The following is a 12,371-nucleotide window of genomic DNA, read 5'->3' on the forward strand; positions in this document are numbered from 1 at the left end:
TATTGATGGCTCAAATGGTAGGGCATCAGTGACAGTTTCAATAATCGCCTTTGTAGGATGCAGTCCTACCATAGTCTAGGGGCGGGCTCTTTATGAGAGCTAGAAACGGTAACCAAGATTTAAGGTTACTGACTCTCGAGTTTCCCCTTTGTTATAGAGAAAGGTCAGGTTGTAGTTTTTGCCGATTTGCTTATTGAAACCAGTCAAAAACGCCCATTGATTAAGATCTACACCAATGTCGTAATCGAATTCGATATCACCACTTTTTACATGCCCGTCCATTCGAGCGTCCAGTCCTTGATATTCTGCTCCGACAAAGAACTGCGTGCGATAATCGACAAGTTGATAACCCAACATCGGCTGTACAGTAACAATACCATCGCCCCAATCATCTAAGCCCTTTAAGCGAGTTTGCGAATAGGTACCAGTGACAGAAGCAAAGAACTCTTTATAGCCAACCGAAAGGGTTGTACCTATACCACGAAGGTCATATTCCAAATGCAGCGGCACGTCTAAGCGTCCGCGACTACAAAGTGCAGATAAACCATCGCAAAACTTATCACCTAATCCTGGCAGTTTATCGTTCAGCTTATCTTTTATGTACTGGCCACCTTCACCCGTGTAGGCGGCATCAACATTAGCATCGACATTAACTTTTCCGATGTAACCAAATACATTCCAAAATGGCAGGATGTTTACATCGCCACGAAGCGTCATGCTCTCAGCACTCACGATGCCCACACTGTCTTCTGGATCAAACAGTTCATTAAGGCCGATGCCTTCAATCGTGAAATCATTAAATGGAATATTCATATCTTGATTTCGATACGCTAGCGACACACCAAACGGCAGAGGCAAATCGATACCTTGACGACGAACCATATCACCCATTAAAGGAAAAGCTCGGTCTAGCTTAACACTGGCTTCTTGCATGCGTGGATCAGAGACCTCATTCAAGCGTTTTTCGTCTAGTACTTGCACGCCAAGCTTATCTTCATAAATCGCTACCGGTTTTACGCTGCTCATCATTTCGAGGGGTTTATTTTTCTTTGAACCAACTATCTTGGTGTTTTTACTGGCAATCGCAATTTTGCCTGATGTTAACTTCTGGAAGAGGATCTCTTGATCGTAAGAATCCACTTGGTAGTTGTGATGTGTGAACGGTTTATCGTTGGTAATGACCATACGTTTCGGTTCACCATTAACCAACTCAATATCAACGCTTAAAAAGCGAAAGTAGGCGATATCTTGAGGAAGACCGTATTTTGAGTAATTAAAACTGATGATCACATTACCATTCTGATCCTCTTTGGCTCTTACTGATGACGGATCAAAACTCTCCGCGTAGTTTCGAAGGCGGTATTCTGTTCGTGTGAAAGCTTCGATCTCATCAAGTACTTTTTCATTTTCATCGAGTTGTTCAGGGTTGTACTTGATACGCAGATCAATGTTGCCTTTGTTATCGGTGTTCTTAACCAAGTAGACGGACGAATCGCGAACGCTATCACCGATTTTAACACTTCGGTGGGCATGCTCGACCAAATGCTCGCCTTGAACTAGAGAGCTGATGGCCAGTTTTGGTAAATCATGACTGATACCGTATTTGTCGAACAGTGCTCGGCCTTGCTCGATTACTTCGTTGTAGGTCGTCGTCTCTTCAGCGGCGAAGCCAAAAGTGGGGGTAGTAAGCATTAGTGCGCTCGCGAGCACAGTAAGAGAAGACGTCTTGCCGGCGCGTAATTCAAAAAAACTCATGACAGTTTCCACTCTGAATAGTCTCAAACCTTCGAGACTCAGACAGTTAATGTGTCACTGAACTTCTTGTTCAGTTAGATAGATATGTTTGCTATGATTGACGTTGTGAATGCATGGTTTTCGATTGCATTTCGTAAATCAATGAGAGGATTTTATGGTGGGTAGAGAAATCCCGTTAATCGCTTTTGATGGATACTATCCTCGCTTTATGGGTGAGGCAGGAATAGGGTAGTGAACAAAGCAAAAAGCCCCGCAGAGCAAAAGCAATGTGGGGCTTTAGTTTCAAGAACGGAGGTGACGCTTAGGCCGTAACGCGAACACGAAACAGATCGGTAAACAACTTGGCAATCATCAAAATGATCATAATGTTTACCAGCATCAGCAAGGGCGTTTCAATTCGATATGCTGGGGTTAAATTGAGCGCTCCTGATGTCAAGACAACCAATAAGTTAATACCTAGAATTCTGTGTACCATCAGCTTTGGTGTGGAAAATACCTTCCAAATTACGATGATGTTGATGAAGTAGAATAGCCCAAGCTGCCAAAGCTCGGTCATCATTGGCATTAGGAAAATGTATTGCAATAGAATCACCGTGCCAGTGCCTATCACACCAAAAAATGCATCTTTAATAATGCTTGGTGGCATAGTAGGAACGATTGAAGAGAACACGCCAGCTAGCATCGGAAAAATGAAACCTCCGGGTACGGGCAGATAAATCCAGATCAACAAAGAAGTGACGAACATGGATACACCTTGCAATACCTTTCTGCCGTCTTCATTCAAATGCTGGATAAACGTTCGATGCTCGTGATGCCAAACTGTGTTTTTCTCTCTTTGCATAACATAAGCAACGTGACCAATGAGTGACGTACTTGGATTTTTAATATCAAAGCTTTGAAGTTGCTGCGTTAGCGTTGGCCAATCGATCTCACGACTTTGCGATTTATCTGCTTGTTCTAGCAATCGGTCTTGGATTTGTGCCATCTCATTTAAACGCGCACGCCATAGCTGACGATGTTCTTTCAAGTGGTAGCTGCCAGTAAGTGGTAAGCCGACCAGTTGGAATAACTTTTCTATGTTGGCGCTGTTGGTCTCAAGAGCTTCAATATCTGTATCATTGGGCGATTTCATAGCGTTAAGCATCGCCTCTCTGCTGGTCTCAAAACGTTGAATGAAGTTTTGTTCTGTACTGACTGGCCAGACTAATCGGTACACAACAGAAAACGTGATCACACCAAGAATCGTCTCTTGCATGCGAAGAACAGCGAAGTGGAACGTTGCTTGACTATCAAATCCTCCCATACATGCGATGATGGAGCACACAGCAAAACCGATAGAGAACACATAACCATACTTTTCGTCGCTCGACATAAAAATGCACGCACCTAAAAACAAGGTGAAGAAGGTGAGAAACAAAAAGCGATCTTGAGAAAACGTCGTGATGAGGAAAAAGGCATAACCGATGCCAAGGAGGGTTCCTAATAAGCGATTATGACCTTTGTTTATTGAGTGAGCGAAGCTTTCATTTAATGCCATTACCGCGACTGCGATCGCTGCCCAATACGGTTTCTCCCATTGAAACCATAAGGCAAGGCAGATCGCGATAACGATAGACAGCGCAGCTTTGATTGCTTCTTTGGTTGAGGCATTAAACATACATTCCACCGCATTATTGTTTGATGATTTTGATAGAGGCCGTCATACCAACACGTAGTTGAAAATCTTTCGGTAAGTGATCTAATTTCACTTTAATTGGAATGCGTTGAGCTAAGCGTATCCACTGAAAGTTAGGGTTCACATTGGGCAAAAGATCGTTACCAGTACTACCATCTTGCTTCGCAATGCCGTAGCCAATGCTTTTGATTTTTCCTTCCAGCACAGCTTCATTGTGCATCATTAAGGTCACGTAGGCTTTATCTTGTGGATCAACGCCAACTAAATCCGTTTCTTTGAAATATCCTTCGATCCAAAAGCTGTCTTCATCAATCAAAGCCACGACTGGGGAGTTAGCGACGACTTGAGAGCCGACGCGTAAGTTCAAATTAGTGATATAACCATTCGTTGGCGCATAAACTTTTGTGTAATCAAGGTTTAGCTTGGCTTCTTCAACATTGGCTTTCGCGAGCTCTACGTTGGCAACGGCTGTCTCCACCGCATTGTCTAGGTTATTCAATGTCAGTACAGGTACAGCGCCAGGTGTGCGCTTTTCTAACTTAAGTGCTCGCTGCTCTTCATTTTTGGCCTTTGCTAGTAATGCAATGGCTTGCTTTTGAGCTGCTAGCGCTTTGTGGTACGCCGCTTTATAGATGCTTGGGTCAATCTCAAACAGCAAATCGCCTTGTTTCACTTGCGAATTGTCTTCAACGTAGACTTGGATGATTTGTCCTGTCACGCGGGGGGTTATAGAAACGATGTGCGCGCTAACTTGGCCATCTCTAGTCCATGGGTTGTCAGTGTATGATTGGTAGTAGCTGAAAATCACGGTGCCAGCGGAACACAGTAGTAGCAGTGTGATGAGATAACGTTTTATCACGGAATTTGCCTCAAAATATGGTAATGAATCGACCAATAACGCCAGTAAAAATCACAATTAGGCTTAGCTCTGCGAGTGCAGGAAATGCAACGTATTTGTGGAGTCCCAGTTTTGTTGCAACGGTTCCAACCAAAATGGTGAGCATGTAAGCCAATGCAATAACCAGCAACAAGGGAGGGAAGTAAACTTCGCCCCACACAAGTTCATGTGGCATTGAGTTCATGGTGTTTTTCTCTATTAACTTGATGAATTTAAAGATAAGGCAAGTGATGGCATCAGTGATAATCGCTTTTGTAGGATCTAATCCATCAAGAGAAAGGTGTCATGCGCTATATAGAGGGAATAGCGCAACAAAGTAGCTTTTTGGACAGTGAACATAAAAATAAATTTATTTTCCAATTTATTTGATGCTCATTTAATACCACTAAGTTATTAAATTTTCGACAATTATTGTTCAATGTTTGCTTTTGAATATGCGAAGTGATGGTTTCATCCTTCAAATGGGATTACGAGTTGTGAGGTTTTGTTTCTAATATTCGCTTCGAAGCAAACGAGATGCTTTTAAATTAAATAATCCAACAAATATGAGTGACAGATTATTCGTTAGATTATTTGAGTTTTATATTTATTAGTAAGAGTAAAATTGTCATGGAAATTATTTCTAACCTTTTTGACATGGCACCATTTGTTGCTCTCTTTATTACGCTCTCTCTCGGTTATATGGTAGGTAAAATTACCATTGGTCGATTTGTTCTTGGCGGTGTTGCCGGAACATTATTAATGGGTGTAATTATTGGGCAATTTGGTGTTCATATTGATCCCGGCGTAAAAAGCATTTTCTTTGCGCTCTTTATTTACGCTGTAGGGTATCAAGGTGGTGCGCAGTTCTTCAAAGCACTGAACTTTAGAACCATCAACATTCTACTTTCCGCTGTAGTGATGACGGTGTCTGGCCTGCTTTGTGTACTAGCAGCAGCTTGGATGTTCGATCTAGACAGAGGTACGGCAGCAGGCCTTGCAGCTGGTGGTTTGACTCAATCGGCAATCATCGGTACAGCGGGTGATGCGATCGCACGTCTTGGTGGTGTGACAGAAGAAGCTAAGCACCTAATGCAGACCAACGTCGCAGTAGGCTATGCAGTTACGTACATCTTTGGTTCGCTTGGTCCAATTCTGATGGTGACATGGGTATTCCCAACACTGATGAAGTGGGATATCCGAGCAGAAGCGATTGCTCTAGAAGAGAAAAATTCAAATGGTAAGCGTGATTTAGCGCCGGGTGAGTTCAACGCTATCACAGCGCTGGTTACACGAGCATTTAAAGTGAGCAAAGATGGTGGGCTAGCAGGCAAAACCTTAGCTCAGTTAAACCAACACGCTCTGGCTGCTTGTATTGAATTGATTCAACGCGATGGCAAAGTGCTAGACGTGGACAAATTCACAGCACTGAAAGAAGGGGATGTCATTGTTGTAACAGGTCGTCGTAATGCGGTACATCAGCTGCAAGATGGTTTGGCTGACAACGAGATTGCACTTCCAGAAGGCTATGAAGTTATAGAAGAAAACCGTCAACTGATCGCAGACAACCGCAAACTGATTGGTAAGTCGCTGCAAGAGATTAAAGAGGCTTCGAACCAAGGCTCTATGCGCGGTATTTATGTGACAGACTATATTCGTGAAGGCAACTCAATTGAAATGACGCCGGATCTTGTGGTGAAGAAAAACGACGTCATCCAGCTTACAGGTACCGCAAAAGATATCAATCGCGTTGAGAAAAACATTGGTCAGCGAATGGGCTCAGCAAACGTGACTGACTTAATCGTGCTTGGTATGGGCATGGTGGTGGGCCTATTAATTGGTCTAATCAGTTTTAAGATTGCTGGTATTCCCGTTACTATCGGTTCTGGTGCAGGTTGTTTGATCTCAGGTTTGATCGTCGGTTGGTTGCGTAGCCGCAATCCGCATGTTGCTCAGTTTCCTGTGGGTGCCGCGAACTTTATTCGAGATTTCGGTTTGGCAGCATTTGTAGGCATTGTTGGCCTTGAGGCTGGGCCTCAAGCGGTCGACACCATCAAAGAACACGGTATGTCTCTGTTGTTCCTTGGCATGGGTGTAACGATTATCCCTCAGATTATTTCGTTCTTCTTCTCATATTTTGTATTGAAGATTAAGAACCCAGTTGAAGCACTAGGTTGTGTCACAGGTGGACGAAGTGCAAACCCAGCATTCGCGGCTTTAATGGAAAAAACAGGCAACGCAACGCCAGTATTCTCATTCACCGTGACTTATGCAGTCGCAAATGTACTGCTTACCCTATGGGGTCCAATTATCGTCGGCATTATTACTTTAAACGCAGGCATGTAATTTAAATAAATTCGAACACGCTTATCGCCTAATTAAATAGGCGATAGGGGAAGTATTATCAAAATTTAAGTAAATAATAGATTCAGGTAAATATTATGACTACGCAAAACACAACAATTGATTTTTCAAAATTTGCAGATTTAAGCCCATTTGAATTAAAAGATAAACTTATTGAAGTGGCACAAACTGTTCCTGACCGCGCTTTATTAGATGCTGGTCGTGGTAACCCTAACTTTCTAGCGACGCTACCACGTAAAGCGTTCATTCGTTTGGGTGAATTCGCAGTATTGGAAGCAGAGCGCACTTACTCATACCTAGATGGTGGTTTCGGTGGCATTCCAGATGGTGTGGGCATTGTTGAGCGCTTCGACACGTTTGCAAACGACAATAAGAAAGACCAAGGCGTGCAGTTCTTGGAAAAGTCGCTGAGCTACGCAAAAGACCGTTTGGGTCTAGAGAAACAAGCATTCTTGAATGAACTGGTTAACGCATACCTTGCATGTAACTACCCAGTGCCACCACGCATGTTGACGAACATCGAAACCGTTGTGAAGCAATACATTGCAGAAGAGATGTACGGCCCAATGCCAATGACGACAGACTTCGATCTGTTTGCAACTGAAGGCGGTACGGCGTCTATGACGTACACCTTCCAAACTATGTTCAACAACGGTTTGTTGAAGAAAGGTGATAAGGTCGCGCTAATCACTCCAATCTTTACGCCGTACCTAGAGATTCCAGAACTGAGTGAATACGAACTGGAAATCGTTGAGCTACGTCTGGATGAGACAACATGGCAACTGCCGATGTCTGAAATCGAAAAACTTGCAGATACAGACATCAAACTGCTTTGTGTCGTGAACCCAGCAAACCCAGCGTCGGTGAAGTTCTCGGATGAAACTCTGGATAACCTATCAAACTTCGTGAACAACGAACGTAGCGACCTGTTCATTGTGACTGATGATGTATACGGCACATTTGCGGACGACTTTGTATCACTGTTCGCGAAACTGCCATACAACACGCTTTGTGTGTACTCGTTCTCTAAGTACTTCGGTGCAACAGGCTGGCGTTTAGGCTCGATTGCGATTCAACACAACAACGTGTTTGACGATGCAATGCGCAGCCTTCCTGAAGCGCGTCAACTTGAGTTGGACGATCGTTACAAAACACTGACTCCGGAACCTCGTGAGATTAAGTTTATTGACCGTATCGTAGCAGACAGCCGCAGCGTAGCGCTTAACCACACAGCAGGTTTGTCTCTTCCTCAACAAGTTCAAATGGCGCTGTTCTCTTTGAACTGCTTGATGGACTCGGAACAAAACTACAAAGAAGCATGTAAACGCATCATCCGCGAGCGTTACAAAACTCTGTACAAAAACATGGGTGTAGAAATTGAAGAAAACAAAGATCGTGTGGACTACTACACACTGCTTGAGCTCGACACTCTGGGCGGCAAATTGTACGGACCAGCATTCGTTGAATGGTTCAAAGCGAGCGAGAAAGGCAAAGACTTCCTGTTCCGCCTTGCACATGAAACCGGCGTTATCCTACTTCCAGGCCAAGGCTTCGATGTAGTGCATGCATCAGTTCGAGTTTCGCTAGCAAACCTTACTCACCACGAATACGAGCTTATCGGTCGTGCAACACGCAAAGTGTTGGATGAGTACTTTGCTGAGTTCAAAGGCTAATGAATCCAAACTGATTAAGAATAAGCCTCGGCGTTGTCGAGGCTATTCCGACCAAATAAGCACAGTGCGCAATATTGTGTTTATTTAGTCGCCAAGCTAACAAACTTCTCAATTAAGAGTGACTTATGAAAAGCATTATTTCTATTCAATCTCATGTGGTTTATGGCCACGCAGGAAACAGTTCTGCCGTCTTCCCGATGCAGAGAATGGGCCTCGAAGTCTGGCCAATTCACACGGTTCAGTTTTCAAATCACACTCAGTACCAGCAAGGTTGGACTGGACAGAAGTTTGGGGCAGATGAAATTCATTCTCTAATGAGAGGCTTAGATAACATTGAGAAGTTAGGCGAATGTGGCGCGATACTGTCCGGTTATCAAGGCAGCGCAGAGCAATGTCGAGCGGTGGCCGAAGCGGTAAGTTTAGTCAAATCGCGTAACCATAGTGCACTTTATGTGTGTGACCCAGTTATGGGTGATCCAGACAAAGGTTGCATTGTGGCAGACGGTGTCAAAGAAGCGATAAGCCATAGCTTGTTGCCCATCGCTGATGTGATTGTTCCTAACCAGTTTGAACTGAGCGAGTTAACAGGTGTGAAAATTGACTCTCTTTATGATGTGGTCACTGCATGTAAAAAAGCCTTAGAGTTAGGACCGAAAATGGTATTGGTGAAACATCTGCATGCTCTAACAGATGACGCCTTCAGTATGATTTTAGCGACGCCGAAAGCAAGCTATTTGGCCCAACGCCCTAGTGTTGAATTTGCTATGCAGCCAGTCGGTGTCGGTGATTTAATTTCTGCGATTTTTACCTCTTGTTTGGTGAAGAAGATGTCTCCTGTCGCAGCCTTTCGTCATACACATAACGCCGTTTACGGTGTATTGGAGATCACCAAAGGCTATGGTACATGGGAGCTACAGACGATCAATGCCCAATACGAATTTGTCGAACCGACGCATGAGTTCAACGTCGTGAAAATTGCTTAGCGCAGTACCTAATTAACGGAGAAGCGTAAAGTTAGCATATAGAAACTTGGCATAATTGCTTTGATGGATAGCATCCTACCATCGCGATTATGGGGTTTAGCCGTGCCTAGCTATAGTAACTCCACACAACGAAACGGACTTCATTTTGACCCAATTAACTTCAAACTGAGTCTCTGGTCATACGCCAGAGAACATTAAATGAGACTGATTATGAATCGTTTAATTTCCTCTGGTGTGACGGTTGTACTTTCGCTGCTGATAGTAGCTTGTAGTTCACCCCATACGCTGGATGTTCGTGTTTCTCAAAGCAACTATAAAGATGTCGAGATCGCGAGTTCGACACCAAATGAGCCACTTCGAATGTGGGCCAATGAAGCTCCGGATTTTCTCTACTCGTCGCACAATCAAACCACACCGATCAAAGTAGAGGGTGAACAGCTCAATATTTTGGCCTTATCGGGTGGTGGCGTAAACGGCGCATACGGTGCCGGCGTTTTGATGGGGCTGCAGGAAAAGGGGGAGCTAAAAGATTATGCCATCATTACTGGAGTCAGTGCGGGTGCCTTAATCGCTCCTTTTGTTTTCATTGGCGGTGATGCGATGCCAAAGATGAAAGAAGTCATGCTCAACATCAATGATAAGAATATTTTGGGTAAGAAGAACTTCTTAAATACCCTGTTTAAGGACGCGTTTACCGATGGTGAGAATCTCTATGATTTCATCGCAGACGCTTACCCTGAGCCTATGATCGAGGCGATGGCGCAGCAACACCGCAATGGTAAACGCCTCTTTATTGGCAGTACCCATTTTGATTCAGGCGAACTGGTGATTTGGAATATTGGTGCGATTGCGAACAGTGATTTAGCGGACAAATCTGAACTGATTTACAAGGTGCTTGCTGCGAGCGCATCGATCCCTGGTGTTTTCCCTCCACAATTTATCGATGTTGAACATGATGGAGAAACTCTTGAGGAGTTACACGTAGATGGTGGTCTCGCAGCGCAGGTGTTCTTTAATCCGTCTAACTTCAACTATCAACAAATCTCAGATGCTTTGGGGTTAGAAAAAGCGCCTCAGCTGGATGTGATTCGCAATGGTGCGTTAAAAGCGCCGTATCGTCCACTAAAAGACAAAGGTTTGGACTTGGTATCGAAAAGTGTCTCAAGCCTTACGCTAGCGCAAACTCGTGGTGATCTCTATCGAATGAAATACATCAGTGAAATCAACGATATCGAGATGCAGTTTACCTACATTGATCAAGATTTCAGATACGCCAAAGTAACGAAAGATATGTTCGATCACCGCTACTTGCTGACGATTTACGAATATGGATTCAAAAAAGCCACCCAAGGGCAACTTTGGGTAACTGAACTCCCTTAATACAGGAAAACGATACAATGAAAAAAGCCGTTCTTACACTCATGATGCTTACCGCTTCCGCGACTGCATTCGCCCAAAGTGGAGCCCATCTTGACCAGCAAAAAGTGGATAGTGATATGCAGCAACTGTCTGCAATCAAAGAAGAAGGTGCAGCCTTTATCATGATTGACGAGAACTCGAGTTACGTGGCGGTCGAGTTCGTGGGAAAGTGGGAAGAGATCAACAACTATGTGTCACACAAAGAAGCGAAAAAACGTAAATTGGAAAAAGTGAACAAGCAGTTCGTGTACTCTCAGGTCGGTGAAACGTTGGAGTCACTTGAGCAAAAAGTCGTTGACCACATTTACGCTGATCAACCTAAATATTTCAGTGTCGATGTCTACCGCGATTACCATGGTGACTCAGGAGAATTCAACTATTTAGCTCGTGTCGTTGAGTACAACTAAGTTAGAGAAAACCTACTGAAGCTAGTAGGTTTTTTTGTGTCGTCGAGAAGGAATTCAAACGCAGATTGTTTCCGTTACCAAGTAGCAATTCTACGATCTTGTGGTAATTTAATTAGATAACTCTAAAAAGTAAGCACAAACTATGAATTTTAGTTTTGAACAACTTCTCGCGTTCGTAACCGTTTATGAACAGCTTTCGTTTAGTAAGGCGGCGGTCAAACTCAATAAGCACCGAACCACAATAGGGCAGGTGATTACCAATCTTGAAGACCAACTGGCGGTCAACCTGTTTGAGCGAGTGGGGCGCTCGGTAGAACCGACAGAAGATGGTCATCTTCTTTACCACTATGCTAAGCAAACCATCGAACAAGCACGTACTTTCGATAAAGTCGCATTAAGTCTAGCTTACGGTGGGTTAGAGAATGTTAGTATCGCCTATTCAAGCGCTATACCACACCGTTTTCTTGTATTGCTTCGTATTCAATTAGCAGCAGATTTTCCGATGATGCGAGTTAACTTTCTTGTTCGTAATCGCAACGAAATTAAAGAGGGTTTACAGAATGGTGATTATCAATTCGGTATTGTCAATGTGCATGATAGTCGAGCAATACATAGTCTGGATGCGACGTTTTTAGGTCATTTTGAATTTGTTCCTTTCGTCCAGAAAGGTGGTGAACTCGCTTCTATGGCACCAGATCGAGTATTGACAGCCTTGAGGAATAGTAAACAATTTGTACTGCGGTCTCTTATTGAAGAGGGAATGGGCGAAAAAGTCATCGTAAGTTCGAACCATGAAGAGGTCGACCAATTGGCCCTTGTAGTGAAAATGGTTGAAGCAGGTTTAGGATGGGCGATTCTCCCCAGAACGTTTGCCCATTCGGAGTTTTCTAATAATCATATAGAGCCAGTGGAAGCTTCTGAATTATTGGAAGGTTTTAAGTTTGGTTTTGGCCTATGGTGCCAACCCTCTAAGCAAGTCGGTGATGTAAAAAATTCAATCATGAAGGTCGTTACAGAATACCGAGAGAAAATAATCCGTGATATGACTTAGCGGCGACATGTATCCTGCTCATCCCTATCAACAACAAGACTCAATGTGAGTCTTGTTTTTTTGTGTCTGAAAAACGTTATCTTTCTAGCGAAGACTAATGTCTATTGGAAGGATATGACCCTCTATATGAGAGTATGGAATCCATACTTTTTGGCTTAATCTAATCT

Annotated in this window: 10 protein-coding genes; 6 read left to right on the forward strand and 4 right to left on the reverse strand. The window is 43.6% G+C overall.

The annotated features are described in order from the left end of the window. Window positions 1-99: 99 nt before the first annotated feature. From R8O10_RS14185 to R8O10_RS14200, 4 genes are all read right to left on the reverse strand, one after another. Window positions 100-1,755, reverse strand: coding sequence for a hypothetical protein (locus R8O10_RS14185; RefSeq protein WP_318191498.1), 1,656 nt, complete (start codon window positions 1,753-1,755; stop codon window positions 100-102). 301 nt (window positions 1,756-2,056) lie between these two features. Then, window positions 2,057-3,412 carry an FUSC family protein gene (locus R8O10_RS14190; protein WP_213904056.1) on the reverse strand — a complete coding sequence of 452 codons (1,356 nt, stop codon included), beginning with the start codon at window positions 3,410-3,412 and terminating at the stop codon, window positions 2,057-2,059. Window positions 3,413-3,425: 13 nt separating this feature from the next. After that, window positions 3,426-4,289, reverse strand: coding sequence for an HlyD family secretion protein (locus tag R8O10_RS14195; protein ID WP_047009848.1), 864 nt, complete (start codon window positions 4,287-4,289; stop codon window positions 3,426-3,428). A 10-nt stretch (window positions 4,290-4,299) separates the two neighbouring features. Continuing rightward, window positions 4,300-4,512, reverse strand: a complete 213-nt coding sequence (locus R8O10_RS14200; protein WP_005377106.1) for a DUF1656 domain-containing protein — start codon at window positions 4,510-4,512, stop codon at window positions 4,300-4,302. Window positions 4,513-4,937: 425 nt separating this feature from the next. Between R8O10_RS14200 and aspT the strand changes: the two genes are divergently transcribed. The 6 genes from aspT (at window position 4,938) to R8O10_RS14230 (ending at window position 12,204) form a co-directional block, all read left to right on the forward strand. Further along, complete coding sequence (gene aspT / locus R8O10_RS14205; RefSeq protein ID WP_053304379.1) at window positions 4,938-6,653, forward strand: aspartate-alanine antiporter; 1,716 nt, start codon at window positions 4,938-4,940, stop codon at window positions 6,651-6,653. A gap of 95 nt (window positions 6,654-6,748) precedes the next feature. Next, window positions 6,749-8,344, forward strand: coding sequence for a bifunctional aspartate transaminase/aspartate 4-decarboxylase (locus R8O10_RS14210; RefSeq protein ID WP_318191499.1), 1,596 nt, complete (start codon window positions 6,749-6,751; stop codon window positions 8,342-8,344). 125 nt (window positions 8,345-8,469) lie between these two features. Beyond that, on the forward strand, window positions 8,470-9,327 hold the full coding sequence (pdxY, locus tag R8O10_RS14215) for a pyridoxal kinase PdxY (protein WP_213906138.1): 858 nt from the start codon (window positions 8,470-8,472) through the stop codon (window positions 9,325-9,327). 210 nt (window positions 9,328-9,537) lie between these two features. Then, a complete protein-coding gene (locus tag R8O10_RS14220; RefSeq protein ID WP_158156557.1) occupies window positions 9,538-10,707 on the forward strand; it encodes a patatin-like phospholipase family protein in 1,170 nt (389 codons plus the stop codon). A gap of 17 nt (window positions 10,708-10,724) precedes the next feature. Continuing rightward, window positions 10,725-11,153 (forward strand): hypothetical protein, encoded by a 429-nt coding sequence (locus R8O10_RS14225; protein WP_017634570.1) that lies wholly within the window; start codon window positions 10,725-10,727, stop codon window positions 11,151-11,153. A gap of 142 nt (window positions 11,154-11,295) precedes the next feature. Continuing rightward, on the forward strand, window positions 11,296-12,204 hold the full coding sequence (locus tag R8O10_RS14230; RefSeq protein ID WP_017634569.1) for a LysR family transcriptional regulator: 909 nt from the start codon (window positions 11,296-11,298) through the stop codon (window positions 12,202-12,204). Window positions 12,205-12,371: the final 167 nt, after the last annotated feature.

The sequence above is a fragment of the Vibrio sp. 1727 genome (assembly GCF_033344415.1).
GTDB classification, from domain to species: Bacteria; Pseudomonadota; Gammaproteobacteria; order Enterobacterales; family Vibrionaceae; genus Vibrio; species Vibrio alginolyticus.

Bases quoted from the DNA above. Each gene is read 5' to 3' on its own strand.
- aspT (WP_053304379.1), top strand. From the start codon at position 4,938: ATGGAAATTATTTCTAACCTTTTTGACATGGCACCATTTGTTGCTCTC.
- pdxY (WP_213906138.1), top strand. From the start codon at position 8,470: ATGAAAAGCATTATTTCTATTCAATCTCATGTGGTTTATGGCCACGCA.
- R8O10_RS14230 (WP_017634569.1), top strand. From the start codon at position 11,296: ATGAATTTTAGTTTTGAACAACTTCTCGCGTTCGTAACCGTTTATGAA.
- R8O10_RS14200 (WP_005377106.1), bottom strand. From the start codon at position 4,512: ATGAACTCAATGCCACATGAACTTGTGTGGGGCGAAGTTTACTTCCCT.
- R8O10_RS14225 (WP_017634570.1), top strand. From the start codon at position 10,725: ATGAAAAAAGCCGTTCTTACACTCATGATGCTTACCGCTTCCGCGACT.
- R8O10_RS14185 (WP_318191498.1), bottom strand. From the start codon at position 1,755: ATGAGTTTTTTTGAATTACGCGCCGGCAAGACGTCTTCTCTTACTGTG.
- R8O10_RS14210 (WP_318191499.1), top strand. From the start codon at position 6,749: ATGACTACGCAAAACACAACAATTGATTTTTCAAAATTTGCAGATTTA.
- R8O10_RS14220 (WP_158156557.1), top strand. From the start codon at position 9,538: ATGAATCGTTTAATTTCCTCTGGTGTGACGGTTGTACTTTCGCTGCTG.
- R8O10_RS14190 (WP_213904056.1), bottom strand. From the start codon at position 3,412: ATGTTTAATGCCTCAACCAAAGAAGCAATCAAAGCTGCGCTGTCTATC.